The sequence below is a fragment of the Plantactinospora sp. B6F1 genome (assembly GCF_040120695.1).
GTDB lineage: Bacteria > Actinomycetota > Actinomycetes > Mycobacteriales > Micromonosporaceae > Plantactinospora.
Map to the genome: position 1 here is coordinate 22,924 of NZ_JBEEAC010000004.1, position 26,473 is coordinate 49,396.

Genomic DNA, 26,473 nt, shown 5'->3' on the forward strand with positions numbered 1-26,473 from the left:
TGCGGCGGTGGTGTGGAGGCGCTACGGCCGGCCCATGCCCCGGTACTCCCAGCCGGCCTGGGTCCAGAGTCCGGAGTCGAGGCAGTTGCGACCGTCCACGACCCGCCGTCCGCCGGCGAGTTCGCCGAGCGCCACCGGGTCGGCGTTGCGGAAGTCGGCCCACTCGGTGAGTACGCAGACCAGGTCGGCCCCGCGCACGGCGTCGTTCATGCTGGCCTCGTAGGTCAGGTCGGGCCGCTCCCGGCGGGCGTTCTCCATCCCCTCCGGGTCGTAGACGTGCACGTCGGCGCCGGCCTTGTGCAGTGCGGCGGCGACGGCGAGCGACGGGGCGTCCCGGACGTCGTCGGAGTTCGGTTTGAAGGTGGCGCCGAGCACCGCGATCCGGGTGCCGGAGAGGTCGGGCCCGGCCGGCCCGTACCGGCGGTCGAGCAGCTCGGCGGCGAGCTGGATCACCCGGCTGCGGCGGCGCAGGTTGATCAGGTCGACCTCGTGCAGGAAGCGCAGCGCCTCGCCGGCCCCCAGCTCCTGGGCCCGGGCCTGGAACGCCCGGATGTCCTTGGGCAGGCAGCCGCCGCCGAAGCCGACACCGGCCTGGAGGAACCGGTTGCCGATCCGGGGGTCGTAGCCGATCGCCCGGGCGAGCTGGGTGACGTCGCCGCCGGCCACCTCGCAGACCTCGGCCATCGCGTTGATGAAGGAGATCTTGGTGGCCAGGAAGGCGTTCGCGGCGACCTTGACCAGTTCGGCGGTGGCGAAGTCGGTCACCACCAGCGGAACCTCCCGGTCCTCGGTGGCGGCCAGGTCGAAGACGCCCTTGTGCGCGGAGTAGAGCATGCCGTTGGCCCACTCGCTCTTGACGCCGACCACGATCCGGTTGGGCCGGAGCACGTCCTCGACGGCGAAGCCCTCCTGGAGGAACTCGGGGCTCCAGGCGACCTCGACCCCGAGGTCGGCCTCGGCGTGCTTGCCGACGAGCTGCTCGATCCACTCGGCGGTGCCGACCGGGACGGTGGACTTGCCGACGATCAGGGCCTTGCGGGTCAGATGCTGGGAGAGCCCGGTGACGGCGGCCTCGACGTACGACAGGTCGGCGCCCATGCCGTCGGCCCGCTGCGGGGTGCCGACGCAGATGAAGTGCACGTCGCCGAAGGCGGCGGTCTCGGCGATGTCGGTCGAGAACCGGAGCCGGCCGGCGGCCAGGTTGCGCTTGAGCAACTCGTCCAGGCCGGGCTCGTGGAACGGCACCTCGCCGCCGGCCAGCTTGGCGATCTTCTCGGCGTCGACGTCGAAGCCGATCACCTCGTAGCCGAGTTCGGCGAAACAGATGGCGTACGTCGCGCCCAGATAGCCGGTGCCGAGGAAGGTCAGACGCGGACGGGCGGCGCCGGACGGCGGGGTCACCGCCGGAATCGCCGGCATGGGCTGGGTGCTCGGGTACGGGATCGTCACGCCTGTGTTCTCCGCTCGCAGTGGCGGCGCTTCATTGCGTCGCGGTGGGAGGTCGGCGCCGGAGGAGAGCGCCGATGTCGGACATTGTGGGTCTTGTTCACCTGGTGTCGAGGATGCGTGGTCGGCGAGTCGCCGTCGCGCCGGGACGACAAGCGCTGAGCCTACGCGGATTGCCCATCCCGGTGCACCTTCGGTCGGTATCTTCACAGCCTGCCTGCCGGTCCGGTGCACCGCCGCCCGGGTGCCCACGCTGCCCCTTCTCAGAGCTATTCCCCTGATTTCTGCTGGTAGGCGTGTTTGGTGCGGCTGGGCGAATATCATCCCCAGAAGATCTTGACCGTCGGAAATGCCTGCTCATCGGCCCCGAGCCTCCAGCGTGCGCGGGACCCAGCCGAGGAAGCGGACGGCGAGTTCGGCGGAATCCCGGTTCGGCAGGTCGTGCCGCGCCCGGTGCAGCGCAGTGGCCAAGTAGGTGAAGAGCCCGAGCGGGTTGTCGCGGTACGCGAGCAGCAGCGCGAGCCGGGCCGACTGGCACGGCCAGGGTGCGCCGCAGGTGCGGCACCGGAACGCCGGACGGGTCGGCGTGTGCGCCCGGAACCGGGCATGGGGTCGCCAGATCGGGTCGCCACCCGCCGGGGCGGTCATACTCGTTGGCTCCGACGACTGCGGTCCGGCCGCCCCAGCACCGACTGCCCGGTGCGGCGGTTGGTCATCGATCGACTCGACGCGTTTCCGAGGGCGCGGCCGTTCGTCGGGCGGACGCGACCGGGGTGGGGGACCGGATCGGGCACCGGCGGCGGCATCCGGTACCGACTCGGCTCCGGATGTGGCGGCGGGGCGCCGGTGCCGGCGGACCGCGAGCCGGGCTGGCACCGTGGGCCGGGCCAGCGGCGTCCGCAGGCGCAGAAATACCACAGGAAGTACCACGCACGGCGATGCCGTACTCCTGATCGGTGGCGGCGAGACATTGATCTTTCCTTCCCTCGGGAATGGATGCGGGAAGCGACCGATTGCCGTCAGGCGCCTCCCGCGCAGTTCCGCCCGGCGCCTTTCTGCTGCGAGCGGTTCCGCTGAATCCACCCTGGACTGTGCGGCCCCGGCCCGGAAAGATGCGGGAGGGGTAACTCTCAGTAGTAAGGATTCGACCGAGCGAAGTAAGGACGCGTAGAAATGAGCAACCGACATGACTAGCTCGCTGGCCCGGATAGTGCGGCACTTCCGATCGGCCAAGGGTCTGACGCAGGATCAGGCGGCCAGTGCGATCAAGGTCTCCGGATCGTTGATCGCCGCCTTCGAAACCGATCGCCGCATCCCCAAGCCGGACACCGCACGGCGCCTGGACGGACTCTTCGGCACGGGTGACCTTGTCGAGAGGCTCGCGTCGGACGCCCGCAAGGGCTACGCCCCGGACTGGTTCCGCTCGTTTGATGAGTACGAACGCGAAGCGCTGGCGTTGCGTAAATATGAACCGCTCTACATTCCTGGGCTGCTGCAAACCGAGGCGTACGCCCGGGCGGTGCTGGCGGCCGGCCTACTCGACGCGGAGAAGGCCGAGGAGTTGCTGACCGTCAGGTTTGAGCGGCAGGACGCCATCCTAAATGGACCCCGCCCACCGTTGACGACCTTCGTGATGGACGAGGCAGCACTGCTGCGCGGTGATCCGGGCATTATGAAGGAACAACTTCGACACCTGCTTGACCTGGGGGCGCGCCCTCGGGTCTCGCTGCACGTCGTGCCGCTCGCCGCCGGACTGTATGTCGGGCAGAGCGGTCCATTCACCCTGGCATCGTTGGAAGACGGCACGGACGTGGGATTCATGGAGGACCAGTTGGCCGGCAGGGTGATCACCGATCCCGAGCAGGTGGCCGCGCTGACTCGGGTCTGGGACGGGGTACGCTCGGTGGCACTTCCCCGGAACCTGACCCACGATGCGATCTCGAAGCTGGTGAACGGATATGACCGCTAGCAATGTCGAATGGCGGAAGTCGTCGCGTTCGAACTCCAACGGCGGCGACTGCGTGGAGGTCGCGGGTGAGCTGGCGCCGGGTGTGGTCGGGGTGCGGGACAGCAAGGATCGGGAGGGGCCGGTGCTGACCTTCGGGTCCTCGGCCTGGCGGGCCTTCGTCCGGGGCGTCGCCGCGCGCTGACGATCGGCCTGCCGGTATGACCGGACCGCCGGACGACGACTACACCGCGACATTGCCCCGCAATGGATGGGCGCGGGACTGCTCTTCACCGATCCGGCCGGTCGGGTGCTGTTGGTCGAGCCGACCTGCCGGGGAGGGCTGTCGGGGCCCGGTTACTGGCGGGTATCGTTCGGATATCCGGGGCGCGGGGCCGCCGGGGACGAGTGCCGGGGAGGGCCGCGGTGACCAGTGAGCCGTCGTTCGACGCATACCTGCTGCCAGAGGAGCACGAGGCGGTCCGGGAAGCCGTCCGGGAGGTCTGCGACGCCAAGGTCGCGCCGAACGCGGCCGAGGCGGACGAGACCGGCGAGTTCCCGAAGGCGTCGTACGAGGCGCTGCGGGCCGCCGACTTCCACGCCCCGCACATCCCCGAGGAGTACGGCGGGGCCGGTGCCGACGCGCTGGCCACCGCGATCGTGATCGAGGAGGTGGCCCGGGCCTGTGCCGCCTCCTCGTTGATCCCGGCCGTGAACAAGCTCGGCACCATGCCGCTGTTGCTGGCCGCCTCCGAGGCACTGAAGCGGCGCTACCTGCCGCCGGTGGCCCGGGGCGAGGCGATGTTCTCGTACTGCCTCTCCGAGCCGGAGGCGGGCAGCGACGCCGCCTCGATGACCACCCGGGCGGTCCGGGACGGCGACCACTACGTGCTCAACGGCGTCAAGCGGTGGATCACCAACGCAGGGGTGTCGGAGTACTACACCGTCTTCGCGGTGACCGATCCGGCGGCCCGCTCGCGGGGCATCTCCGCCTTCGTCGTGGAGAAGTCGGATCCCGGGGTCAGCTTCGGGGCGCCGGAGAAGAAGCTCGGCATCAAGGGTTCGCCGACCCGCGAGGTCTACCTCGACAACGTACGGATCCCGGCGGACCGCATGATCGGCGAACCGGGTACCGGGTTCGGCACCGCGATGCGCACCCTGGACCACACCCGGGTCACCATCGCCGCCCAGGCGCTCGGGATCGCCCAGGGCGCGCTGGACTACGCCAAGGGGTACGTGCGGGAGCGCAAGCAGTTCGGCAAGGCGGTCGCCGAGTTCCAGGGCGTCCAGTTCATGCTCGCCGACATGGGGATGAAGCTGGAGGCGGCCCGGCAGTTGACCTACGCCGCGGCCGGGAAGTCGGAGCGCGGCGACGCCGACCTGACCTACTTCGGTGCCGCCGCGAAGTGCTTCGCCTCGGACGCCGCGATGGAGATCACCACTGACGCGGTGCAGCTGCTCGGCGGGTACGGCTACACCCGGGACTACCCGGTCGAGCGGATGATGCGGGACGCCAAGATCACCCAGATCTACGAGGGCACCAACCAGGTCCAGCGGATCGTGATGGCCCGGCAGCTCCTCAAGGACTGACCCGCGGGTGCCGGCGCGGGCGGCGGGCACGCCGGGGCCGCGCAACGCTGACCGGCGTGGATGGCCTGCGGATAGGATGGCCGGGTGAGTGCGGAGGCGTTCGGCAGGGCCCTGCCCGCCGTCGTCACGCTCGACGACCTGGCGGCCATGAACGCTGCTGACCAGCACGGCCATCGGTATGAGCTGAGCCCCGAGGGAGCCCTGTCGATCATGCCGCCGCCCGATTCCGAGCATGCCGCGATCGCTAGCCGTCTCCTCGTCTGGCTCGCCATGGCGGGCTGGCCGGCGGAGCAGGTGCTACAGGCCACCGGCATCCGGATCCCCGGTCCCGACGGCGACGGCGGCCGGATTCCGGACCTTACGGTCTGGGCCCGGCCGCAGTCACGGAGTGTCTGGCTGAACCTCGCCGACCTGGTTCTCGTGATCGAGATCGTGGCACCCGGTTCGGCGGTTATGGACGAGGTCGTGAAGCGCCGCGAGTACGCGCAGGCGGGAATCCGGCGGTACTGGATGGTCGAGCGGGACGCGGCGCAGACGGTCACGCTGCACGTCCTCGGCCCGGATCGGGCGTACGAGGTGGCGGCGAAGATGCCGCTGGACTGGCTGTTGCAGACCGACCCGGCCGACCACCAGATCGGCGGCTGATCCGTCGGCCGGCTTCGTCAGCGGTTGCCGAGGCGGCGGGTCACCCCGTCCGCATCGTCGTCGTCCGGGCCGCCGGTGAACTGTGTGGTCTCGTCCGGGCCCGCGCTGACCTGGGTGGGTTCGTCCGACCGCCCGCTGAACTGGGTGGTCTCGTCGCCGGCCGGCTGGCCGGACCGGGGTGCCGGGGCCGGCGGCGTCAGCGGGCTGAAGACGGGCGGCGCCGGCGGTGCCGAGGGCGTCTGCTGGGTCGGCCCGGCGGGACCGTAGTTCGGCGGGACGGCGGGGCCGAGGTTCGGCGGCGCGGACTGGGCGTAGCTCGGGGTGACCGAGGGACCGTAGTTCGGCGGGTACCCGGGCGGACCGGGTGGGAACTGACCCGGCGGGAACTGACCCGGCGGGAACTGCCCACCGGGCGGCGTCGCGGGGGTCGACGGGAACTGCTGGCCGGGCGGCATCGCGGCGGCCGACGGGAACTGCTGGCCGGGCGGTGCTGGATAGGGCGGGAAGCCGGGCTGGCCGCTGGAGCCGCCGGGGAGGCGGGCCGCCACCCGGGGCGAACGCCAGCGCTGCGGCACGAAGGCGGTGGCGCCGAGCAGCACGGCGATCAGCGTGGCGAAGGCCCCGGCCGGTGCGGTGAGCGCGTATCTGACGCCGAGGAAGGATCGGGGCAGCAGGTCGATCATCGACCCGTAGTCGATCAGGGACCACAGCGCCATGATCATGAAGAACAGGCCGGCGACCGCCGTGCCGATCGGGGACCACCGGGGTAGCAAGAGCGCGGCGAGCAGTCCGGCGACGACCGCGATTACGACGAACCCGAGGATCGTGTCCCCGGTCTCCAACCGGGCCATTCCACTGCTGAACCGGACCAACCCGACCCCGGACAGCACCCAGATGACCGGCGCACTGAGCAGCCCGAATACCAGCGATCCAAGGTGTCGCACCGCAACCTCCTCAGCCAGCCCCTGCCTCACGGCACCGTACTCGCACCGGGCAACCCAGGCTCGCGTGTCGGGCCGGGGCGGGTCGACCGAACGACCCGCCCCGGCGCAGTCAGCTTGTCGGGCTACCGGCCGCGTCGTCGCGCTTCGCCGTGGTCCGGGGCGGTGCCGACCACGGCGAGCCGCCGTCCCGACGCGGCAGCGGCGGCAGCGGTTCGGTGTCCGGCTCCGGGTAACCCAGGTTCGGCGGCTTGACGTCGCTGTCCGGCGGATTGTTCAGCAGGGACCAGTCGGTCGGGGTCGGCTCCTCCACATGGGATGAGGTCGGCGCGGGACTGACGGCGGCGGCCGGGCAGGGCCAGCGACGCCAGCGCTGGATGCTGAAGGTGGCCATCAGCAGCAGCACTCCGATCAGGAACGTCGTCCCGTTCTCCAGCACCTGCACCAACGGCAGCGGGTCGTTGAAGACCTCCCAGCTCGCCGGCACCGCGTCCCGCACGGTGAAGGGGTCGACGAACAGCCCGACGTACGGGGCTACCAGCAGCAGGCCGGCGGCGAGTGGACCGGCCGGGGAGAGCCGCAGCGTGCCGAGCAGCCCGAGCAGGATGCCCGCGACTCCGAGGTAGACGGCCCCCTGGATCAGGTTGGCCGTGTTGAAGGTACCGACTTCCACCCAGCGGGTAACGGTGCGGGCGGACCCGTCCTGACCGAGCGCGATCATCGCCCAGGTCAGTGGCGCCGCCACCACTCCGGCGAGGAAGCTCCAGAGATGTCGCATCCGCGCACCGTACCGCCTCGGAGGCCGTCGAGCAGCCTGCCCGGGCGCGTCCGACATCGATCTTGCTGACTGTCACCGTGAGGTGACCGGGGTGACCCGGGTAACCGGCGTCACCATCGGAGGTGGTGGTACGGCCGGTCGCCGTACCGTTGCCGCATGACCGAGCAGTCCTCGTCGCCGCCGGCCGGCAAGCCGACCTCGTACTCCCGGGTGACGCTGAGCCGGATCATGACGGCGGTCGACGTCAACCTCTACGGCACGGTGCACGGCGGCGTGCTGATGAAGTTCGTCGACGACGTGGCCGGGGCGTCGGCGGCCCGGCACTCGGGCGGTACGGCGGTGACCGCCGCGATCGACGAGATCGTCTTCGCCGAGCCGGTCCGGGTCGGTGACCTGGTGCACGCACACGCCCAGGTCAACTGGACCGGGCAGACCTCGATGGAGGTGGGGGTCCGGGTGGTCGCGGAGCGCTGGGACAGCGCCGACGACGCCGCGCTCGTGGTGGCCACCGCCTATCTGGTCTTCGTCGGGGTGGACGTGGCCGGCAACCCCCGCCCGGTCCGTCCGGTGTTGCCCGAGACGCCCGAGGACGAACGCCGGTTCCGCGAGGCGGAGATCCGCCGGGCGCACCGGCTGGCCAAGCGCAAGGCGATCCAGGCGCACCGGGGCGCCGCCGATCCCTCCGTCGCCGGCTGAACGATCCGGCACGCACCTGGGGGCGGCACACATGAGCCGGGATCGGGACATGTGGGCCGGGCACGCGTACCGGTGCCGGCTTCCGGGCGGAGAATGGCGGGTCGGGGTACGGCAGTATGGCGACCGGGCCCGGCACACCGGCGTGCGGGGCCGTAGGGAGGAGCAGGACCATGGTTGGCGAGGTGCTCTGGACGCCGCCACCGCCCGGCGACGACCGGTCCCGGATCGGCGACTACCTGCGCTGGCTGCGCCGGCACCGGGGCCTGGACTTCGACGACTACGCCGCGCTGTGGCGCTGGTCGGTCACCGACCTCGACGGCTTCTGGCGTTCGATCTGGGACTATTTCGAGGTCCGGGCGTACACCGAGCCGACCGCGACGCTGCGCGACGTCGGCATGCCCGGCACCCGCTGGTTTCCCGGGGCCACCCTCAACTACGCCGAGCACGTACTCCGGATGCCCGGGATGGCCGACGACGAGCCGGCGGTGATCGCGCACAGCCAGACCCGCGCCCCGGTCACGCTGACCGTCGCCGAACTGCGCGAGCAGGTACGCCGGGTCCGGGCCGGACTGGTCCGGCTGGGGATCGGCCCCGGCGACCGGGTGGCGGCGTACGCCCCCAACATTCCCGAGACGTTCGTGCTGATGCTCGCCACCGCCAGCATCGGGGCCGTCTTCTCCTCCTGCGCCCCGGAGTTCGGCACCCGTAGCGTGCTCGACCGCTGGCGGCAGATCGCCCCGACCGTGCTGGTGGCGGTCGACGGCTACCGGTACGGCGACCGGCCCGTCGACCGCCGCGCCGAGTTGGCGACGATCCGGGCCGAGCTGCCGTCGGTCGTACACACGGTGGTGCTGCCCTATCTGGAGCCGGAGGCCGCGCCGCCGGACGCCGCGCTGAGCTGGGCGGATCTGGCGGCCGGGACCGACGAGCCGCTGACCTTCACGGCGGTCCCCTTCGACCACCCGCTCTACGTGCTCTACTCCTCCGGCACCACCGGGCTGCCGAAGCCGATCGTGCACGGGCACGGCGGCATCCTGCTGGAACACCTGAAGATGCTGGCGCTGCACCACGACCTCGGCCCCGGCGACCGGTTCTTCTGGTTCACCACCACCGGCTGGATGATGTGGAACTTCCTGGTCTCAGGGCCGGCGGTGGGGGCGGCGATCGTGCTCTTCGACGGCAACCCGGCGGTCCGGGCCGAGCCGGGCCGCCCGGCCGAGCCCGACCTGGGCACGCTCTGGCGGCTGGCCGCCGAGACCGGCACCACCTACTTCGGCACCTCGGCGCCGTTCCTGCTGGCCTGTCGCAAGGCCGGGCTGCACCCGGCCGGGCTGGCGGACCTCTCCGCCGTGCGCGGGGTCGGTTCGACCGGTGCGCCGCTGCCGGCCGAGGGCTTCCGCTGGGTGTACGACGAGGTCGGCGCCGACCTGCGGCTCGACTCGATCTCCGGCGGCACCGACGTCTGCACCGGGTTCGTCGGCGGCGTCCCACTGCTGCCGGTACGCGCCGGTGAGATCACCTGTCGCTGCCTCGGCGCCCGGGTGGAGGCCCGTTCGGCCGACGGTTCCCCGGTGCTCGACCAGCTCGGCGAGTTGGTGATCACCGCACCGATGCCGAGCATGCCGGTCGGGTTCTGGAACGACCCGGACGGCCGCCGATACCGGGAGGCGTACTTCGACGTCTATCCCGGGGTGTGGCGGCACGGGGACTGGATCACCGTGACCGAGCGGGGCAGTTGTGTGATCACCGGCCGCTCCGACGCCACCCTCAACCGGGGCGGCGTACGCCTGGGCACCGCCGAGTTCTATTCCGTGGTGGAGGGGCTGCCGGAGGTGACGGACTCGCTGGTGGTGCACCTGGAGGACGACGAGGGCGGCGCGGGCGAGCTGCTGCTCTTCGTCGTACTCGCCGAGGGGTCGGAGCTGGGCCCGGAGCTGATCGCGCGGATCAACCGGGAGCTGCGCACCGGGCTCTCACCCCGGCACGTACCGGACGAGATCCACCAGGTCGGCGCGGTGCCGAGGACGCTCTCGGCGAAGAAGCTGGAGGTACCGGTGAAGAAGATCCTCACCGGCGCGGCGGTGGACTCGGCCGCCGCCACCGGCGCGCTGGCCAACCCGGAGTCGCTGGTCGCCTTCGAGCGGCTCGCCCGACAGCGGACCGTCCGGCCCGGGACGGTGTGACGTCGGTTACATCAACCGAACCGTTACCTTCTCCGCCGTCGCCCGGTCGGCCAGCCGGTCCGGGTCGAGGTTTCCGCAGAGCACCGTACTGGCCCCGGCGGCCAGCGGAGCGAGCAGCCAGTCCACCGGGTCCGGGTGCCGGGCCGCGTCGACCAGCACCCGGTCGCCGGCCCCGATCCCCAGCTCGGCGGCGCGCTGGGCCGCCAGGTCGGCCAGTACCGGGTCCTGCGGTCCGGCCGCCGGGTACGGCGTGAAGTGGTCGCCGTGCCCGCGTACCTCCAGCACGTAGTCGGCCCAGCCGGTCGGCAGGTCGCGTACCGGGGCGGCGAGCGGGGCGAGCGCGAGGACGTAGCGGTCACCCGCCGGCCAGGCCGTCGCCTCGCCGACCCGGTCGACGGCGGCGAAGAGCACGTCGACCGGCCGCGGATCCGACTCGCCGGGCCGGGCGCCGGCGACGGCGGACCCGACCGACCAGCACCCGAGCAGCACGGCGGCGGTCTGCCAGTGTGGCGGCAGCAGCACCCCGACGGGATCGGCCGGAGCCACCCCGGCCGAGTCGACCAGCAGGTTGGCCGTCTTCGCCACCCAGTTGGCCAGGGTCGCCCCGGAAAGTTCGGTCCGGTCCCCGGACGCGTCGTCGTACCAGGTCAGCAGCGGTCGGGTCGGGTCGGCGGCGATGGCGGCGGCGAACAGCCCGGAAATGTTCTCGGTCATCGCCCGCGACGATACCGACCCGGCGGGCCGGTCACGGCGGGCTCCGGCCCGGGCCGCGGTGCTGGTCCGACCGTCGGGCTCGCACCCACGGTGACGGTCTCGTCGTGAGCTCGTCCGGGTCGCCCGTCGGGTAGTTGTCTGAGTCATCGGAAAGACAGTTGCCCGACGGGTCGCAGTCGACGCGCCGGGGGCGGCGCGGCGTAGGCTTGGCGAAGTGTTGTTCCCTACATCACATTTCAGTCGAGGAGTTGCCCAGTGACCGCCGGTCGCCCGCCCCGCGTGCTCATTGACGCCACCAGCGTCCCCGCTGACCGGGGCGGCGTTGGCAGATACGTCGACGGCCTGCTCGGCGCCCTGGGCAAGGTGATCGGGCCGAACCTGGAACTCGCCGTGGTCGGACTGCGCACCGACGTCGAGCGATACTCTCGGATGCTGCCGGCGGCCGAGGTGATCCCGGCACCGGCGGCGGTGGCGCACCGGCCCGCCCGGCTGGCGTGGGAGCAGACCGGCCTTCCGCTGCTGGCCCAGCAGGTCGGCGCGCACGTGCTGCACGCGCCGTTCTACACCTGTCCGCTCCGGGCCGGCTGTCCGGTGACGGTCACCGTGCACGACGCGACCTTCTTCACCGAGCCGGAGCACTACGACAAGTCGCGCCGAACCTTCTTCCGCAGCGCGATAAAGACCTCGCTGCGCCGGGCCGATCGGGTGATCGTGCCGAGCAAGGCGACCCGGGACGAGCTGATTCGGCTGCTGGACGCCGATCCGACCCGGATCGACGTGGCCTACCACGGGGTCGACCAGGCGGCGTTCCACGCGCCGAGCGACGAGGAGAAGGCCCGGGTGCGTGCCCGGCTCGGCCTGGGTGGGCACAGCTACGTGGCGTTCCTCGGCTCGAAGGAGCCGCGCAAGAACGTGCCGAACCTGATCCGGGGCTGGGTGCTGGCGGTCAAGGACCGGCCGGAGCCGCCCGCCCTGGTGATCGCCGGTGGTCAGGGCCACGACGACGACATCGACCAGGCCGTCGCCGACGTGCCGGCGCACCTGCGGCTGCTCCGCCCCGGCTACCTGCGCTACGCCGACCTGCCGGGCTTCCTCGGCGGTGCGCTGGTCGCCGCCTACCCGTCGTACGGCGAGGGCTTCGGGCTGCCGATCCTGGAGGCGATGGCCTGCGCCGCTCCGGTGCTCACCACCCCGCGTCTGTCGCTGCCGGAGGTGGGCGGCGACGCGGTCGCCTACACCAGCGAGGATCCGCAGCAGATCGCGACCGACCTCGGCGCGCTGCTGGACGACGAGGCGCGGCGGCTCTCGCTGGCCAAGGCGGGCTTCGACCGGGCCAAGGAGTTCACCTGGGAGTCCAGCGCCGAGGTGCACCTGGCGGCCTGGGGCCGAGCCCGCACATGACGGTCCGTGGTGTGCCGGCGGGCGGTGTCGACGCGGCCGTCGTGCCCGGATCCGCCGTGACGGTCAGCGATGTGACGGTGAGTGACGTGGTGGTCTCGGGCGGAATTCGGGTGTTATCAGACGGTGTGTGCGTCCCGCCCCGGACCTCTCGGGCATGATGTGGCGATGTTCTACGCCGTGATTCCGGCCGGCGGCAGTGGCACCCGTCTGTGGCCACTCTCGCGTGCCGGCCGCCCCAAGTTCCTCCTTCCGCTGACCGGCTCGGATGAGTCGCTGCTCCAGGCGACCGTACGCCGGGTGCGCCCACTCGCCGGCCCGGAGAACACCTACGTGGTCACCGGTGCCGCCCACGCGGTCGCGGTGGCCCGGCAACTGTCCGACGTACCGGAGGAGAACGTCCTGGTCGAACCCTCCCGCCGGGACTCGTGCGCGGCGATCGGGCTGGCGGCGGCGATCATCGCGCGTCGGGATCCGGACGCGGTGATGGGCGCCTTCTCCGCCGACCACGTGGTCGGCGACCAGACCCGCTTCCTGGAGGTGCTCGGCGCCGCGATCGCGACCGCGCAGGACGGGCTGATGGTCGCGGTCGGCATCACGCCGACCCACCCCGAGACCGGCTACGGATATCTGGAGTCGGGCGAGCCGATCGGCGATGGTCCGGCCCGGCAGGTCGTCCGGTTCAAGGAGAAACCGGAGTACGACCTCGCGGTCAAGTACGTCGAGTCCGGCCGCTTCTACTGGAACGCCTCGATGTTCGTCTGGCGGGTCGACGTCTTCCTCGGCGAGCTGGCCCGGCAGCGGCCGGAGCTGCACGCCGGGCTGACCGAGATCGCCGCGGCCTGGGGCACCCCGGAGGAGGCGGCGGTGCTGGACCGGGTCTGGCCGGGGCTGTCCAAGATCTCGGTGGACTTCGCCGTGATGGAGGGGGCGGCGGAGCGTGGCCTGGTCGCCACCGTGCCGGCCGACTTCCGCTGGAACGACGTCGGCGACTTCCACACCCTGGGCGAGGCGCTGACCGGCGACGACGACAGCAACGTGGTGCTCCGGGAGTGTCCCGACGGCACGCCCCCGGCCGGCCGGGTCGTGCTCCGGGACACCGAACGCACGGTGGTGGTGACCCAGTCCGACCGGCTGGTGGTGACCCTCGGAGTCCGGGACACCGTGGTGGTCGACATGCCGGACGCGCTCTTCGTCTGCGACCGGTCGAGGGCCCAGGAGGTCAAGGAGATCGTCGCCGCGCTGGAGGCGGAGGAGGCGCACCCGTACCTTTGACATCCTCTCCGCCTTGAAGGGCGGAGATTCCCTCCACGCTGCGTGTGGAACACGCGGCGTCCGGGTGGGTTACCGCTTCCCTGCGCTTCGCCGGGACGAGTCCCGGTCTTACGTGCGCTCCACGGTCGTTGAGGTCCGCTTGTCCAGCGGCCCTGATGTTCTTGGCGGCGTTGACGTCCCGGTCGTGGTGGCTGCCGCACGAGCAGTCCCACGCTCGAACGTCGAGTACCATCTTCTCGTTGATCCGTCCGCAGTCGGAGCACATCCGGGTGGACGGGAAGAACCGGTCGACCCGGGCGAAGGTGCGCCCGTACCTCGCGGCCTTGTACTCCAGCATGGTGGTGAAGCCGGCCCATCCGGCGTCGTGCACGGATTTGGCGAGTCTGGTCCGGCCGAGTCCGGCAACGGAAAGGTCCTCGACGTACACCGCTTGGTTCTCGCGGATGATCGCCGTGGACAGCTTGTGCTGCCAGTCCCGCCGGGTGTCGGCCACTCGGGCGTGCGCCTTGGCGACCTTGACGACGGCCTTCTTGCGGTTCTGGCTGCCGCGCTGCTTGCGCGAGAGGGCCTGTTGCAGCCGTTTGAGCTTGCGGGCGGCGCGACGCAGGAACTGTGGGGCGGCGACCTTCGTGCCGTCGCAGAGCACAGCGAAGTGGGTCAGTCCCAAGTCGATGCCGACCTCGGAGGCGACCGGCGGCAACGCCTCGTCGGTCGCCTGGACGACGAACGAGGCGAAGTACCGCCCGGCGGTGTCCTTGATGATCGCGACGGACGAAGGGTCGCACGGCAGAGTCCGCGACCAGCGCACGTGCAGATCGCCGATCTTCGGCAACCGCAGGCGGCCGTTGTCGAGAATTTTGAATCGGGCGTTCCTGGTGAAGCGGATCGCCTGCCGGTTGTCCTTGCGGGACCGGAACCGGGGCGGGGCGGCCTTGCGGCCCTTGCGCTTGCCAGACAGCGAGTCGAAGAAGTTGCGGTACGCGGTGTTCAGGTCCGCGAGTGCCTGCTGCAACACCACCGCCGACACCTCGGCAAGCCAGGCCCGCTCTGGCGTCAGCTTCGCCTCGGTGATCAGACAGCGCGACAACTCCCCGTCGGAGATGTACTTCTCGCCCGCCTCCCACGCGGACCGGCGAAGGCGCAATCCGTCGTTGAACACCACCCGCGCGCACCCGAACGCCCTGGCCAGCTCGATCTGCTGACCAGGCGTTGGGTACACGCGGAACTGGTAACGAAGCTGCACAAATCATCACCGTAACACGTTGGTTCATGGCTGAGCTTCAAAGCATCCGCACCGGCAGACACCGTATTTTCGCGATGCATGTCCACTTGGTTTTCGTGACGAAGTTCCGACACAAGGTGTTCAACGACCGGCACCTGACCCGAACGAAACACATCATGCGGGACGTATGCGCCGACTCCGAGGCAGAACTCGTCGAGTTCAACGGCGAGAACAACCACGTACACCTGCTGGTCAACTTTCCGCCCAAGGTGGCCGTGGCCCGGCCGGTCAACTCACTCAAGGGCGTGTCCTCGCGGCGGCTGCGGCAGGAGTTCCCCGACCTCGCGCCCCACTACTACCGGACCAACAAACTCTGGTCCGGCTCCTACTTCCCAGGGACCATCGGCAGCGCACCGCGCAGCGCCGTGAAGCAGTACATCAAGCAGCAGAACCAGCCAGGTCAAGACCCTACTCGGGCCTGGCGGCCCTCCCAGCACGGGCCCTCACCCCGGCCTGAAGGCCGGAGCACCGGCCCGCATCCCTGTAGCGCTCACCGGGTCGGGGCGACCTCCACGGCGGCGTCGGGCACCGGGTGCGGACGGCTCCGCCGGTAGGCCGCGAGCGCCGGTGCCACCAGTTGGGCGGTGGCGCCGGCCAGCGGCTCGGGAAGCGCGTCCGGCGCGAACCAGCCGAGTTCCACCGACTCGGCGCTGACCCGTTCGACCGCGCCGGCCGGGGCGACCGCGGCGAAGCGTACGTCGTGGTGCAGCGAGTCGCCCTGGCAGGAGACCTGGTGGATGTCGAGGTCGATCGGGGTCGGGTCGAGCCGGAGTCCGGAGATGCCGGACTCCTCGGTCGCCTCCCGCAGCGCCGCCCCGGCCAGTGTCCGGTCGACCGGCTCGCAGTGCCCGCCGAGCTGCACCCAGCGGCGGAACCGGCCGTGCAGGCAGAGCAGCACCCGGCTGCCGGTGGCGTCCAGCACCAGGGCGCTGGCGGTGACGTGGCCGGCCCGGTACGCCCGGGTCAGCGCCGCCGGGCCGCCCTCGTCGAGCAGTCGCAGGGTCCGGTCCAGGGCGTCGGCCGCCTCGGCGGTGGGCGGCTGCCAGCGGGTGAGCAGGGCCAACGTGTCGGCGTAGAGGGCATCGGGCACAGCGCCACCCTAGTGCGAGGCTCGTACCATGATCGGTATGACCTGCCTTTCGCGTACCGTCGAACTGGCGGTCGCCGGCAACGAGGCGAGCGATCTGCTACCGGTACGCGCGCCCGAGGTGCTCGCCGCGTACGCCGCCCGGCGGGGGTTCTGGACCGTACTCGACGAGGGGCCGGTCGAAAACTGCCTGGCCCTGCTGCTGGAGCGGTACGACGGCGGTTGGCTTACCGCGCACGTGCCGATGGACGCCGGTGCCGAGAACGGCCGCACCGAGGACGGCGAGGCGCTGGCCAGGCACGACGGCTGGATCTACGTCTTCGGCTCGCACTTCGGTTCCAAGCGGGGGCCGTTGCGCCCCCGTCGCGCCTTCGTGGCCCGGTTCCGGGAGGCCGAGGCCGCCACTGTGCTGCCCCGGCTGCACGTGGTACGCAACCAGTTCCGGCTGCACCGGGCGGTGAACGACGCGCTGCTGGCCGCCGGGATCGGCGTACTGCCGGCGGGTGAGCAGGTGCGGCACCTCTTCATCGCGGCGACCCGGGCCCGCGGCACCGCCCGGGCGAAAGGCTGGGTCGACCGGCTCACCGACGACGACCTGCCGGTCAACGTGGAGGCGGCGGCCTTCACCCCGGTCGGCACCGTGCTGCTCCGGTCGATCCGGCCGGATCCACGGTGGTCGGTGAACCGGTGGCGGACCTCGCTCCGCTGCACAACGTGGAAGGGCTGTCCGAACTGGACGGTGCGTACTACTACGTGACCGACGAGGACCACCGGATCGCGCTGCTGATCGCGTCGGGACGGGAGGGCTGAGTCCGTCGACAGGGGCGGCGTGGAAGCGACAGCCCGGACGGACCCCTCCGCGGACGCCCGTCCGCGAACCCTCGTGGCGACCGTCCGGGTGCCGCGTTCCTCTCCTGCCCCCGGTGTACCGCGGGGCCACCCGGCGTCCAGGACGCCGGTGACCCCGGTATCGGCCTAGTGAGCATGCCCGCCGGCTTCGCCGACCGTCGAGGTATTTCAGCCCATGCTGAAAGACGCTGATGGATGGCCCCCGGTAGAGTGCGACTGGTTGCCGGGCCACCCCATCCGGCGATCCGGGGAGTGCGTGCCATGCTGCGAATCCTCTTCTCCGGCGAGGACATCGCCCGGACCCGGGTCGCCCCGGCCGCCGACCAGGTCTGGGAGTTGGTCCTCAGCCTGCACCTGTTGCAGGGGCGGAGCCGGGTTCCGATGATGGCGGGCTGGCGGCGGGGTGTCTTCGCCAGGCTTCGCCGGGACACCGTACCGGGGCAGTTGCGGCTGCTGCTCGCCCTCAACCCGCCCCGCGGCTACTTCCCCGACTTCCTGACCCCCTACCACAGCACGTACGGCCTGGCGGCAGGGCTGGACGCCGTACGCTCCACTCCGGTCGACTCGCTGGAGCGCGACCTGACCGTACTGGCCGGGGAGAGCCCGCTGCCGCTGCCCAGTACGGCCAGCGCCCTGGCCCGGGGTGACATCGAGGTGCTGGAGCACCTTACCGACTCGATGCGGCTCTACCAGGCGACCGCGATCGAGCCGTACTGGGAGCGGATCCAGGCGGCCGTGGAGGCTGACCGGGCGCGGCGGGCCCGGGCCCTGCTCGACGGCGGGACCGAGGGGCTGCTGGCCAGCCTCCGCCCGGCGATGCGCTGGGACGCGGGGGTACTGGAGGTGCCGGAGTATCCGGCCGACCGGGAACTGCACCTCGACGGGCGTGGCCTGCTGTTGGTGCCGTCGTTCTTCTGCGCCCGCGTCCCGGTGACCCTGCTCGACCCCGAGCTGCCGCCGGTGCTGGTCTATCCCGTGGACCGGTTGGGCGGGCTGACGCCGGCACCGGGCGAGGGCGCCGGGCCGGTGCCGGCGACCGCTGCGGAGGAGAGCCGAACGGCGCTGGCTGCGCTGATCGGCAGGACCCGGGCCCGGGTACTGGAGGTGGTCGGTGACGGCTGCTCGACCGGCGAGGTGGCCCGCCGGCTGAACATCTCGGCGGCGGCCGCGAGCCAGCACACCACGGTGTTGCGCAACGCCGGACTGCTGGTGAGCCACCGGGACCGCAACACCGTGCTGCACAGCCTGACCCCACTGGGCCGGGCGATCCTGACCGGCTGACCTGGCTGCCGGTAGGACTGGAGCCCGGTCTGGCCGTATCGCGGATGACTCCGGTCGGGGTGCTCAGCGCCCGGTCCCGGGGCCGCCCGACGCGGCGCTGACCAGCAGGGCCGCTCCGATCTCACCGGCGGGCGCCGGCAGTACGGCGGAGCCGAGGCCCTCGGCGGCGAGCGCGGCCCGCAGCCGGTGCAGGTCGGCGCCGAACCGGATCAGCACCGCGGGATCGCCGCCGGCCGGGCCGGGTGGCGGCCCGTCAATCCCGGGTGGCGTACCGTCGAGCAGGATGCTGCCGTCGTGGGCGGCGCCCGCCTCGCCGAGCCGGTCGCGTAGCCGCCGTTCGTCGGTGACCGGCGTCCAGACCGTGCCGGACGCGACGGATCCGGCCACCGCGCGCAGCGCCCGGTCGACTGCCGTCCGGTCGACTGCCGTCCGGTCCAGGCCGGTGTCGGCACCGCCTGACGGCGCCGGCACGACGGCCCGGACCACGGCCGGGACGACGGCCGGGACCGGTCCGTCGGCCGTCGACTCGGCCATGGTGGCGGCGGCGCGCAGCCCATCGGCCCGCGCCTCGGCGGTACCGAGCGCGAACAGGTCGTGCTCGGCGTCCCGGACCAGGGCCGCCGCGCCGAGCCCGTCGTCCGGGTCGGCGGCGCCGAGATAGCCGCGGATCACCGCGACCGGCACCTGGTCACACTTCCCCTTGACCAGCTCACCCGCGCCGGCCAACTCGTCGACCACGGCCATCTGGGTGATGTTGAGCTTGTTGCCGTACGGGTCGACCTCGCCCCGGTGGTCGCGGATCGCCGGCATCCCGGCGACCCCGAGCGCGACGTCGGTGAGGCCGTTGCGCCACGGCCGGCCCATGGTGTCCGAGATGATCACCGCCACGTCGGCGCCGTGCCGCTGGCGGATCGCGGCCCGCAGCGCCCGGGCGGAGGCGTCCGGATCCTTCGGCAGCAGCACCAGCCGGGAGCGGTCCACGTTGGATGCGTCGATCCCGGCGGAGGCCATCACGAAGCCATGATGGGTCTGGACGATCCGGGTGGTGCCACGCCGGGCCACCGGGCGGGCGGTCTCGCCGGCCAGCACCTCCGCCCGGGCCGCCTCCCGCTCCGGCCCGTCGACCGGTACGTCGACCAGCCGGCCCTCCGCCTTGGAAACGATCTTGCTGGTAACCACCAGCACGTCGCCGTCGCGTAGCCAGGGCGCGGCCGTCGCGATCAGATCCGACAGGTCGTCGCCCTCGGTGACGTCGCCGATGCCGAGCACCGGCAGCACCTCAAGTCTCATCCCAGCTCCACGGCGGTCCGGGCCATGGTCGCGGTCGTCGCCTCGTCGGTCATCCAGAGCGGAGCCGCCCGCACGGTCACCCCCTCGATCTCGGTACCGGCGTCGGTCTCGTCCACCAGCCAGGCATCCAGGATGCCACCGGCCGACCGGGCCCCGTAGAGCCCACCCACCCCGGCCGCGGTGCAGGGCACCCCGAGCACCGCCAGGCAGCGGTCGGCCATCCCGCGTACCGGAGCGCCGCCGATGATCGGCGACACCCCGACCACCGGCGCGGAACCGGCGACCAACGCGTCCCGCAGTTCGGGTACGGCGAGCACCGGTGCGATGCTCACCACCGGGTTGCTCGGGGCGAGCAGTACCACGTCGGCTCCGGCCAGCGCGTCGAGCACCCCGACCGCCGGCTTGGCCGCCTCCGCGCCGACGAAGACGAACCGGGAGGTGGGCAGCTCGCCACGGTGGCGTACCCACCACTCCTGGAAGTGGATCGCCCGCTGGGCGTCCGGGGTCTCTCCGTCCGGGTCGCGCACCACCACGTGGGTCTCCAGACGGTCGTCGGTGGCGGGCAGCAGTCGTACCCCGGGCTGCCAGCGGGCGCAGAGCGCCTCGGTGACCGCCGAGAGGGGATAGCCGGCGTTCAGCATGGTGGTCCGGACCAGGTGGGTCGCCACGTCCCGGTCACCGAGGCCGAACCAGGTCGGCTCCGCGCCGTACGCGGCGAGTTCCTCGCGGATGGTCCAGGTCTCGCCGGCCCGGCCCCAACCCCGTTCGCGGTCCGCGCCGCCGCCGAGGGTGTACATGACGCTGTCCAGGTCGGGGCAGATCCTCAGGCCGTGCAGGACGACGTCGTCGCCGACGTTGACCACCGCGGTCACCTCGGCGCCGATCTCACGGGCGTACGCGCGGACGCCGGTGAGGAATCGGGCACCGCCGATGCCCCCGGTCAACACCACGATGCGCATGGCTTCCATCCTCACCCATCGACCGGGGACAGGCGGTAAGCGGGCCGGCCGACTAGGCTCAGGCGACGAGTTCGCCACCGCCTGAGGGGGAGAGTTGACCAGCCAGCCCGGACCCGCGCCGAGCGACGCGCCGCAGGCCAGTTCAGTAACCAAACCGCTGCGCGAGCTGATCGCGTTGGTACTCCTCGGGGCGAACGCCTTCTTCCTGTTCAGTGGCCTGATCGAGCTGTTCTTCGGCGGCTGGGAGGGCTCCGACTTCGGCGACCGCTCGCTGAGTTCCTTCTACGCGTTCGTGGGCCTGGAGCAGGTGGCGCTGCCGGTGCTCGCGGTGCTGCTCGCCACCCACGTCCAGCCGGTGGTCGGGCAGGCTCGGACGATCACCCTGGTGGCACTCGTCGAGTACGCCTTCTCCGTGCTGTTCGGTGGGCTCACCCTGCTCGCCGGGATCTTCGGGCTGCTCGCCGAGACCCAGTTCCGGCAGGCGTTCACCCGGACGCTGGTCTTCGTCGGCGCGTACCTGATCCTGCTGGTGGCGGCCTTCCTGGTCTTCCGGGTGTGGCGGGCGCTCTTCCACGTGTCGAAGCCGAAGCCGCAGCCCGGTCTCTACGGCCAGCCCCAGCCGTACGGCCAGCCCGGCGGTTACCCCCAGCCCGGCACGTACGGCCAGCCCGGCAGCCACGGCCAGCCGGGTGCTCCCTACCAGGGGTACCCGCCGGCCGGTCCGGCCGAGCCGCACGTCTACGGCCAGCCGACCGGCTACGGCCAGCCGACGGGTTACGGCCAGTCGACGGGCTACGGCCAGCCGACCGGCTACCAGCCCGGGTACGCCCCGCCGGTGCCGTCCTCCGCCCCGCCGTCCTCGGCCCCACCCTCCTCGACGCCACCGTTCTCGGCCCCGCCGTCCTCGGCCCCGCCCGTGCAGTCGTCGGCCCCGCCCGCGACCTCCGTGCCGCCGGCGCCGCGCGCCGAGTCGCCCACCCCCTCGGTCGGTGCGGTCCCGTCGGTCGGCGACACCCCGTCCGGTAGCACGGGGGAGCCGGACGAGGAGGAGAGCGGGCGGACCCAGGTGATACCGCAGCGGCCGGCGGTCGCCGACCGTACCCAGCGGATCAACCCGGCCAGTCAGCAGCCGTCGGCGGGCGCCCAGCCACCGCCGGCCGACCGGGACGACGATCCGACCCAGCCACACTGAGACCGACCGCGGCGGTTGCCGTCCCGGCCGCGCTGGCCCCGGCCGGGACGGCAGCAGAGTTGCCTGGTGACGCCGTGGGCGGCGGTCTGTGACAGTTGCCACGCCGGTTCCGCCGTCGGCGCGGGTCCCGGCGGGCGCGGCCCCACCGGCGATGCGCCTAGGCTGCACGAGTGGCTGATGGGACTGACCAACCGACGGTCGCGAGTCTGCGCCGGGCGCTGCGCCGGGTGGGCGACGGCCGGGCCCTCGACCAGGACGAGGCGACCGCGCTGCTCGCCGCGCGTGGCGAGTACCTCGACGAACTGCTCGCGACCGCCGGTCGGATCCGGGACGCCGGACTCGCCGACGCCGGCCGGCCCGGCGTCGTCACCTTCTCCAAGAAGGTTTTCGTCCCGCTGACCCGGCTCTGCCGGGACCGCTGCCACTACTGCACTTTCGCCACCGTGCCGCACCGGCTGCCCGCCGCCTACCTGGAGCGGGACGAGGTGCTGGCGATCGCGGCGGCCGGGGCCGCGCAGGGCTGCAAGGAGGCCCTGTTCACCCTCGGCGACCGGCCCGAGGAGCGCTGGCCGCAGGCCCGGCAGTGGCTCACCGAGCGGGGCTTCGACTCGACCCTGGACTACCTGCGGGCCTGTGCGATCGCGGTACTGGAGGAGACCGGCCTGCTACCGCACCTCAACCCTGGTGTGCTCTCCTGGGCCGAGCTGCAACGGCTCAAGCCGGTGGCGCCGAGCATGGGGATGATGCTGGAGACCACCGCCACCCGGCTCTGGTCCTCCCCGGGCGGGCCACACTACGGTTCGCCGGACAAGGAGCCGGCGGTCCGGCTGCGGGTGCTGGCCGACGCCGGCCGGGTCGCCGTCCCGTTCACCACCGGCATCCTGATCGGGATCGGCGAGACACCCGCCGAGCGGGTGGACTCGCTCTTCGCGATTCGGCGCAGTGCCCGGGAGTACGGTCACATCCAGGAAGTGATCGTGCAGAACTTCCGGGCCAAGCCGGACACCGCGATGCGCGGAGTGCCCGACGCCGAGCTGCACGAGCTGGCCGCCACCGTGGCGGTGGCCCGGATCCTGCTCGGGCCGGGCGTCCGGATCCAGGCGCCGCCGAACCTGATCGAGGGGGAGTACGACCTACTGCTGCGGGCCGGCATCGACGACTGGGGCGGTGTGTCGCCGGTGACCCCGGACCATGTCAACCCGGAGCGCCCCTGGCCGCTCCTGGACGAACTGGCGGCGCGTACCGCCGCCGCCGGGTTCACCCTGCGGGAGCGGTTGACCGTCTACCCCGAGTACGTGAGGCGGGCCGACCCGTGGCTTGATCCCCGGCTCGCCGCGCACGTCGCCGCGCTCGCCGACCCGGCGACCGGGCTGGCGGTCGAGTCGGCCCGGCCGGTCGGCCGCGCCTGGCAGGAGCCGGACGACGCCTTCGTACCGGGCGGCCGTACCGACCTGCACTCCACGATCGACACCACCGGCCGGAGCGCCGACCGGCGCGGCGACTTCGACTCCGTCTACGGCGACTGGGCGGCGGTGCAGGCCCAGGTGCCGACTCCCGCGTCCGGCGCGCCCGTTGGCCGCACCGCGTCCGCCGCCGAGGCGGCCACGGCGGCCGATCCCGAACTGCGGGCCGGGCTGCGGCTGGCCGCCGCCGATCCGGCCGCGCTGCTGGAGCCCCGACACGAGGCGGCGGCGCTGGCCCTGTTCGCCGCCGACGGGGCGGCCCTGGACGAGCTGTGCCGGATCGCCGACGACGTACGCCGGGACGCCGTCGGCGACGACGTGACGTACGTGGTGAACCGCAACATCAACTTCTCCAACGTCTGCTACGTGGGCTGCCGGTTCTGCGCGTTCGCCCAGCGGGAGCGGGACGCCGACGCGTACCGGCTCTCGGTGGATCAGGTCGCCGACCGGGCCGAGCAGGCGTGGACGACCGGCGCCACCGAGGTCTGCATGCAGGGCGGCATCGACCCGAAGCTGCCGGTCACCGCGTACGCCGATCTGGTGCGGGCGATCAAGGCCCGGGTGCCGGGCATGCACGTGCACGCGTACTCGCCGATGGAGATCGTCACCGGGGCGGCCAAGGCCGGGGTGTCGGTGCGGGAGTGGCTGACCGAGTTGCGCGACGCGGGGCTGGACACCATCCCGGGCACCGCCGCGGAGATCCTCGACGACGAGGTGCGCTGGGTGCTCACCAAGGGCAAACTGCCGGCCGCCACCTGGGTCGAGGTGGTCGGCACCGCACACGAGCTGGGCATCCGATCCAGCTCCACGATGATGTACGGCCACGTCGACCACCCCCGGCAGTGGCTGGGCCACTTCCGGGTACTGGCCGGGCTGCAGGACCGGACCGGCGGGTTCACCGAGTTCGTGGCGCTGCCGTTCGTGCACACCAACGCGCCGATCTACCTCGCCGGCATCGCCCGGCCCGGTCCCACCTGGCGGGAGAATCGCGTGGTGCACGCGATGGCCCGGCTGCTGCTGCACGGCCGGATCGGCAACATCCAGTGCTCCTGGGTCAAGCTGGGTGACTCCGGCAGCGCCGAACTGCTCCGGAGCGGCTGCAACGATCTCGGCGGCACGCTGATGGAGGAGACGATCTCCCGGATGGCCGGTTCCGACCACGGCTCGGCGCGTACCGTGGCCCAGCTGACGCGGATCGCGGCCGCCGCCGGCCGGCGGGCCCGGCCCCGGACGACCGTCTACGGGTACGCCGGCTGACCCCCCGCCCGGCCGTCCACTCCGGTGCCTTCGACAGGGCGCGCCGGGCGCGCCACGCCGGATATCCGACGCAACTCGCCGTGCGGGCGTTACCCGCACCGGGTCTGAATCGATAGGGCAGGTGTTGCGAGACCCGATGACTTCACGGTCGTCCGGGCACGCGGTAGGGGTGACTCCACCTAGCAGGTTCGGCTTGACGACGCACGCATAACACACGTGTAATTTCAGTGGGGTCGTTCGTACGGAGCGCATCAAATCGCTACCGGACGGACAAACACGCCTTCCGCGTGGGGGGTTGCGCCGGCTGCCGCGCCGGTGCGCGATAAGGAGGCAACTGGATGGACGGCCGACTCGAGGTGGCCGACCTGCTCGGGAATGCTCCGGAGTGGCAAGAGCGGGCGCTCTGCTCACAGACCGATCCGGAGGCGTTCTTTCCCGAAAAGGGCGGCTCGACCCGCGAGGCGAAGCGGATCTGCTCCCGGTGTGAGGTCAAGGCCGAGTGTCTGGAATACGCACTCGGGCACGACGAACGGTTCGGCATCTGGGGCGGGTTGTCGGAACGCGAACGGCGCAAGTTGAAGCGTCGCGTCGCCTGAGCGGCCGAGCCCGGGTGGTGGGGGCCGCCCGGGTCAGGCCAGCTCGTCGGGGTCGACGCCGAGCAGGTTCGCGACCTGCTCGATGATCACGTCGTGTACCAGGTCGGCGAGATCCTCGCGGTCGATCGCGCGGAACTCCAGCGGACGGCGGTAGAGCACGATCCGGGGCGGCACCTCCTGCCGCCCGGGGCGCCCGGGCAGCAGCCGGGCCAGCGGCACCTCGCCATCCTCGAGTACGTCCGAGTCGTAGACGTTCAGGTCCGGCGGTACGTCCTCGACCGCGAACTCGACACCGGCCAGCTCCTTGGCGAATCGCCGCTCCAGGGTCTCCACGGTGTCCAGGACCAGGTCGTCGAAGATCTCCGACTTGGTCCGGGCCAGCGGGACGGTGGCCGGAACGAGCCGACCGCGCAGCCCACGCCCGTGCCGGTCCCGGCGCGACCGGCGCCCGGATCCCGGCCGGCGGTTCTCCGGACTGGTCATTCGCACCCCGCTTCACTCGTCGTGGACGCCCGCCCACGACGACAGGGTAGACCTGGTCCGATCAAGATCGGCTCGGGGATTCGGTCGTGTCGGACGGGGCCGTCCGGGATGTGATCACCACTACCGGCGTGTCGCAGGCCCAAGCGTGGTGGCGGAGCCGGTAAGGGAGATACCGTGCCGCCGTGAGGTCACCACGGCGTTGCTCCCGCAACGGCTGCCCCCGACAGGCCGTAGCCACGCTGACCTATGTCTACAACGAGTCGACGGCCGTGGTGGGCCCGCTGGCGGCCTTCGCCGAGCCGCACACCTACGACCTGTGCGAGCCGCACGCCCGGAGCCTGACCGCACCTCGCGGCTGGGACGTGGTCCGGCACGAGGGCGAGTTCGAGCCGCCGCCGCCGACCACCGACGATCTGGTGGCGCTCGCCGAGGCGGTACGCGAGGCGGCTCGCCCGGCACCACCCCGCGCGGACGAGATCGAGGGTGATCAGCAGCCCGGCCAGCAGACCGGACGGCGCGGCCACCTCCGGGTCATCCCGCCCAGCTACTAACCCCGGATTCCCCCTGGCCGCCCCCGCCACCACCTCACGCGGCCCCACCCGCCCCCGACGTCCCGGCGCCCCACCCGCCCCCGACGTCCCGGCGCGCCAAGATTCTTGACGACCTGTGGTCAGCTCCACGCCATAGTTCGTCAAGAATCTTGAGCCACCCCGATCCGACCTATCGAAAGGCCGCCCGGCGGACGTTCCCTGGCACACCGGACTGGCCGGGCCGTTCGTGCTGGCCCGGCTCGACGACGACTCGAGTTGGCGGACAACCTGCCCGGCCGGCCGGGTGCTGGTGCGGGACAGCAAGGACCGCGACGGTGCCAGGCTCAGCCTCGGCCCGGCTGCGTGGCGCGCGTTCGTCGGGCTGGCCAAGCGCGGCTGACGCGTCGTACCCGCATTCGAAGACCCCGAGCGGCGCGGAGCCGCCGGAAACGCCCCTGTGCCCGGCCGGCGCGGGGCGATGCCGTGCCCGACGGTGAGCGGCCGAGCGGCATCCCGAGCGGGCGGCCGTGCGGTCGCATGTCAGGATCTTCACCTGATCGGATCTCCCGCGACGCCTCCGGCCAGCGGGCCGA

At 72.0% G+C, this 26,473-nt stretch carries 24 protein-coding genes and 2 pseudogenes; 16 read left to right on the forward strand and 10 right to left on the reverse strand.

Annotated elements, in window-relative coordinates:
- Window positions 1-21: 21 nt before the first annotated feature.
- Together ABNF97_RS07540 and ABNF97_RS07545 are read right to left on the reverse strand one after the other, a co-directional pair.
- Window positions 22-1,449 (reverse strand): nucleotide sugar dehydrogenase, encoded by a 1,428-nt coding sequence (locus tag ABNF97_RS07540; RefSeq protein WP_130462142.1) that lies wholly within the window; start codon window positions 1,447-1,449, stop codon window positions 22-24.
- A gap of 354 nt (window positions 1,450-1,803) precedes the next feature.
- Entirely contained in the window at window positions 1,804-2,094 is a 291-nt protein-coding gene (locus tag ABNF97_RS07545; protein ID WP_207230463.1) for a flavin reductase, read from the reverse strand.
- Window positions 2,095-2,632: 538 nt separating this feature from the next.
- Here ABNF97_RS07545 and ABNF97_RS07550 point away from each other — a divergent pair.
- From ABNF97_RS07550 to ABNF97_RS07565, 4 genes are all read left to right on the forward strand, one after another.
- On the forward strand, window positions 2,633-3,415 hold the full coding sequence (locus ABNF97_RS07550; protein ID WP_130462143.1) for a Scr1 family TA system antitoxin-like transcriptional regulator: 783 nt from the start codon (window positions 2,633-2,635) through the stop codon (window positions 3,413-3,415).
- Window positions 3,405-3,596 carry a DUF397 domain-containing protein gene (locus ABNF97_RS07555; RefSeq protein WP_349338072.1) on the forward strand — a complete coding sequence of 64 codons (192 nt, stop codon included), beginning with the start codon at window positions 3,405-3,407 and terminating at the stop codon, window positions 3,594-3,596. Before ABNF97_RS07550 ends, ABNF97_RS07555 begins: the two co-directional genes overlap by 11 nt.
- A 221-nt stretch (window positions 3,597-3,817) precedes the next feature.
- Window positions 3,818-4,981: an acyl-CoA dehydrogenase family protein gene (locus tag ABNF97_RS07560; RefSeq protein ID WP_130462145.1), complete on the forward strand. Its 1,164-nt coding sequence runs from the start codon at window positions 3,818-3,820 to the stop codon at window positions 4,979-4,981.
- A gap of 84 nt (window positions 4,982-5,065) precedes the next feature.
- Window positions 5,066-5,626, forward strand: coding sequence for a Uma2 family endonuclease (locus ABNF97_RS07565; RefSeq protein WP_130462146.1), 561 nt, complete (start codon window positions 5,066-5,068; stop codon window positions 5,624-5,626).
- 17 nt (window positions 5,627-5,643) lie between these two features.
- Here ABNF97_RS07565 and ABNF97_RS07570 read toward each other — a convergent pair whose 3' ends face one another.
- On the reverse strand, window positions 5,644-6,570 hold the full coding sequence (locus ABNF97_RS07570) for a hypothetical protein (RefSeq protein ID WP_349338073.1): 927 nt from the start codon (window positions 6,568-6,570) through the stop codon (window positions 5,644-5,646).
- Between the two features lie 109 nt (window positions 6,571-6,679).
- Window positions 6,680-7,345 (reverse strand): hypothetical protein, encoded by a 666-nt coding sequence (locus tag ABNF97_RS07575; RefSeq protein WP_349338074.1) that lies wholly within the window; start codon window positions 7,343-7,345, stop codon window positions 6,680-6,682.
- Between the two features lie 156 nt (window positions 7,346-7,501).
- On the opposite strand from ABNF97_RS07575, the gene ABNF97_RS07580 reads away from it, so the two are divergent.
- Together ABNF97_RS07580 and ABNF97_RS07585 are read left to right on the forward strand one after the other, a co-directional pair.
- Window positions 7,502-8,041, forward strand: coding sequence for a hotdog domain-containing protein (locus ABNF97_RS07580; RefSeq protein ID WP_130462149.1), 540 nt, complete (start codon window positions 7,502-7,504; stop codon window positions 8,039-8,041).
- 170 nt (window positions 8,042-8,211) lie between these two features.
- Window positions 8,212-10,224, forward strand: a complete 2,013-nt coding sequence (locus ABNF97_RS07585; protein ID WP_130462150.1) for an acetoacetate--CoA ligase — start codon at window positions 8,212-8,214, stop codon at window positions 10,222-10,224.
- A gap of 6 nt (window positions 10,225-10,230) precedes the next feature.
- Here ABNF97_RS07585 and ABNF97_RS07590 read toward each other — a convergent pair whose 3' ends face one another.
- On the reverse strand, window positions 10,231-10,938 hold the full coding sequence (locus ABNF97_RS07590; RefSeq protein ID WP_349338075.1) for a TIGR03089 family protein: 708 nt from the start codon (window positions 10,936-10,938) through the stop codon (window positions 10,231-10,233).
- Between the two features lie 255 nt (window positions 10,939-11,193).
- On the opposite strand from ABNF97_RS07590, the gene ABNF97_RS07595 reads away from it, so the two are divergent.
- Entirely contained in the window at window positions 11,194-12,339 is a 1,146-nt protein-coding gene (locus ABNF97_RS07595) for a glycosyltransferase (protein WP_130462152.1), read from the forward strand.
- Between the two features lie 165 nt (window positions 12,340-12,504).
- On the forward strand, window positions 12,505-13,611 hold the full coding sequence (locus ABNF97_RS07600; RefSeq protein WP_349338076.1) for a mannose-1-phosphate guanylyltransferase: 1,107 nt from the start codon (window positions 12,505-12,507) through the stop codon (window positions 13,609-13,611).
- Here the strand turns inward: ABNF97_RS07600 and ABNF97_RS07605 are convergent.
- On the reverse strand, window positions 13,559-14,854 hold the full coding sequence (locus tag ABNF97_RS07605; RefSeq protein WP_502930464.1) for an RNA-guided endonuclease InsQ/TnpB family protein: 1,296 nt from the start codon (window positions 14,852-14,854) through the stop codon (window positions 13,559-13,561). The two genes, ABNF97_RS07600 and ABNF97_RS07605, sit on opposite strands and share 53 nt — an antisense overlap.
- Before the next feature lie 26 nt (window positions 14,855-14,880).
- On the opposite strand from ABNF97_RS07605, the pseudogene tnpA reads away from it, so the two are divergent.
- Window positions 14,881-15,291 (forward strand): annotated as a pseudogene (gene tnpA / locus ABNF97_RS07610) (IS200/IS605 family transposase); the annotation flags it as partial.
- A gap of 92 nt (window positions 15,292-15,383) precedes the next feature.
- On the opposite strand, the gene ABNF97_RS07615 reads toward tnpA, so the two are convergent.
- Entirely contained in the window at window positions 15,384-15,983 is a 600-nt protein-coding gene (locus ABNF97_RS07615) for an NUDIX hydrolase (RefSeq protein WP_349338078.1), read from the reverse strand.
- Between the two features lie 37 nt (window positions 15,984-16,020).
- Here ABNF97_RS07615 and ABNF97_RS07620 point away from each other — a divergent pair.
- Both ABNF97_RS07620 and ABNF97_RS07625 read left to right on the forward strand, forming a co-directional pair.
- Window positions 16,021-16,629 (forward strand): annotated as a pseudogene (locus ABNF97_RS07620) (hypothetical protein); the annotation flags it as partial.
- A gap of 461 nt (window positions 16,630-17,090) precedes the next feature.
- Window positions 17,091-18,110 carry a helix-turn-helix domain-containing protein gene (locus ABNF97_RS07625; protein WP_130462156.1) on the forward strand — a complete coding sequence of 340 codons (1,020 nt, stop codon included), beginning with the start codon at window positions 17,091-17,093 and terminating at the stop codon, window positions 18,108-18,110.
- Window positions 18,111-18,173: 63 nt separating this feature from the next.
- Here the strand turns inward: ABNF97_RS07625 and ABNF97_RS07630 are convergent, their stop codons facing one another.
- The gene (locus ABNF97_RS07630; protein WP_349338079.1) at window positions 18,174-19,400 is read right to left on the reverse strand and encodes a coenzyme F420-0:L-glutamate ligase; all 1,227 of its coding nucleotides are present in this window, start codon (window positions 19,398-19,400) and stop codon (window positions 18,174-18,176) included.
- On the reverse strand, window positions 19,397-20,359 hold the full coding sequence (gene cofD / locus ABNF97_RS07635; protein WP_130462158.1) for a 2-phospho-L-lactate transferase: 963 nt from the start codon (window positions 20,357-20,359) through the stop codon (window positions 19,397-19,399). Before cofD ends, ABNF97_RS07630 begins: the two co-directional genes overlap by 4 nt.
- A gap of 94 nt (window positions 20,360-20,453) precedes the next feature.
- Here cofD and ABNF97_RS07640 point away from each other — a divergent pair, with 94 nt between their 5' ends.
- From ABNF97_RS07640 to ABNF97_RS07650, 3 genes are all read left to right on the forward strand, one after another.
- The gene (locus ABNF97_RS07640; protein ID WP_349338080.1) at window positions 20,454-21,551 is read left to right on the forward strand and encodes a hypothetical protein; all 1,098 of its coding nucleotides are present in this window, start codon (window positions 20,454-20,456) and stop codon (window positions 21,549-21,551) included.
- 170 nt (window positions 21,552-21,721) lie between these two features.
- Window positions 21,722-24,271: a bifunctional FO biosynthesis protein CofGH gene (locus ABNF97_RS07645; RefSeq protein ID WP_349338081.1), complete on the forward strand. Its 2,550-nt coding sequence runs from the start codon at window positions 21,722-21,724 to the stop codon at window positions 24,269-24,271.
- 338 nt (window positions 24,272-24,609) lie between these two features.
- On the forward strand, window positions 24,610-24,867 hold the full coding sequence (locus tag ABNF97_RS07650) for a WhiB family transcriptional regulator (RefSeq protein WP_101367926.1): 258 nt from the start codon (window positions 24,610-24,612) through the stop codon (window positions 24,865-24,867).
- A 33-nt stretch (window positions 24,868-24,900) separates the two neighbouring features.
- Here ABNF97_RS07650 and ABNF97_RS07655 read toward each other — a convergent pair whose 3' ends face one another.
- Complete coding sequence (locus ABNF97_RS07655) at window positions 24,901-25,350, reverse strand: metallopeptidase family protein (protein WP_130462161.1); 450 nt, start codon at window positions 25,348-25,350, stop codon at window positions 24,901-24,903.
- 182 nt (window positions 25,351-25,532) lie between these two features.
- Between ABNF97_RS07655 and ABNF97_RS07660 the strand changes: the two genes are divergently transcribed.
- Window positions 25,533-25,901, forward strand: a complete 369-nt coding sequence (locus tag ABNF97_RS07660) for a DUF3499 domain-containing protein (protein WP_349338082.1) — start codon at window positions 25,533-25,535, stop codon at window positions 25,899-25,901.
- 229 nt (window positions 25,902-26,130) lie between these two features.
- Window positions 26,131-26,280 (forward strand): DUF397 domain-containing protein, encoded by a 150-nt coding sequence (locus tag ABNF97_RS07665; RefSeq protein WP_502930468.1) that lies wholly within the window; start codon window positions 26,131-26,133, stop codon window positions 26,278-26,280.
- The last annotated feature ends 193 nt before the right edge of the window (window positions 26,281-26,473 follow it).

Bases quoted from the DNA above. Each gene is read 5' to 3' on its own strand.
- ABNF97_RS07545 (WP_207230463.1), bottom strand. From the start codon at position 2,094: ATGACCGCCCCGGCGGGTGGCGACCCGATCTGGCGACCCCATGCCCGG.
- ABNF97_RS07550 (WP_130462143.1), top strand. From the start codon at position 2,633: ATGACTAGCTCGCTGGCCCGGATAGTGCGGCACTTCCGATCGGCCAAG.
- ABNF97_RS07555 (WP_349338072.1), top strand. From the start codon at position 3,405: ATGACCGCTAGCAATGTCGAATGGCGGAAGTCGTCGCGTTCGAACTCC.
- ABNF97_RS07575 (WP_349338074.1), bottom strand. From the start codon at position 7,345: ATGCGACATCTCTGGAGCTTCCTCGCCGGAGTGGTGGCGGCGCCACTG.
- ABNF97_RS07580 (WP_130462149.1), top strand. From the start codon at position 7,502: ATGACCGAGCAGTCCTCGTCGCCGCCGGCCGGCAAGCCGACCTCGTAC.
- ABNF97_RS07585 (WP_130462150.1), top strand. From the start codon at position 8,212: ATGGTTGGCGAGGTGCTCTGGACGCCGCCACCGCCCGGCGACGACCGG.
- ABNF97_RS07590 (WP_349338075.1), bottom strand. From the start codon at position 10,938: ATGACCGAGAACATTTCCGGGCTGTTCGCCGCCGCCATCGCCGCCGAC.
- ABNF97_RS07600 (WP_349338076.1), top strand. From the start codon at position 12,505: ATGTTCTACGCCGTGATTCCGGCCGGCGGCAGTGGCACCCGTCTGTGG.
- ABNF97_RS07625 (WP_130462156.1), top strand. From the start codon at position 17,091: ATGCTGCGAATCCTCTTCTCCGGCGAGGACATCGCCCGGACCCGGGTC.
- ABNF97_RS07630 (WP_349338079.1), bottom strand. From the start codon at position 19,400: ATGAGACTTGAGGTGCTGCCGGTGCTCGGCATCGGCGACGTCACCGAG.
- cofD (WP_130462158.1), bottom strand. From the start codon at position 20,359: ATGCGCATCGTGGTGTTGACCGGGGGCATCGGCGGTGCCCGATTCCTC.
- ABNF97_RS07650 (WP_101367926.1), top strand. From the start codon at position 24,610: ATGGACGGCCGACTCGAGGTGGCCGACCTGCTCGGGAATGCTCCGGAG.
- ABNF97_RS07655 (WP_130462161.1), bottom strand. From the start codon at position 25,350: ATGACCAGTCCGGAGAACCGCCGGCCGGGATCCGGGCGCCGGTCGCGC.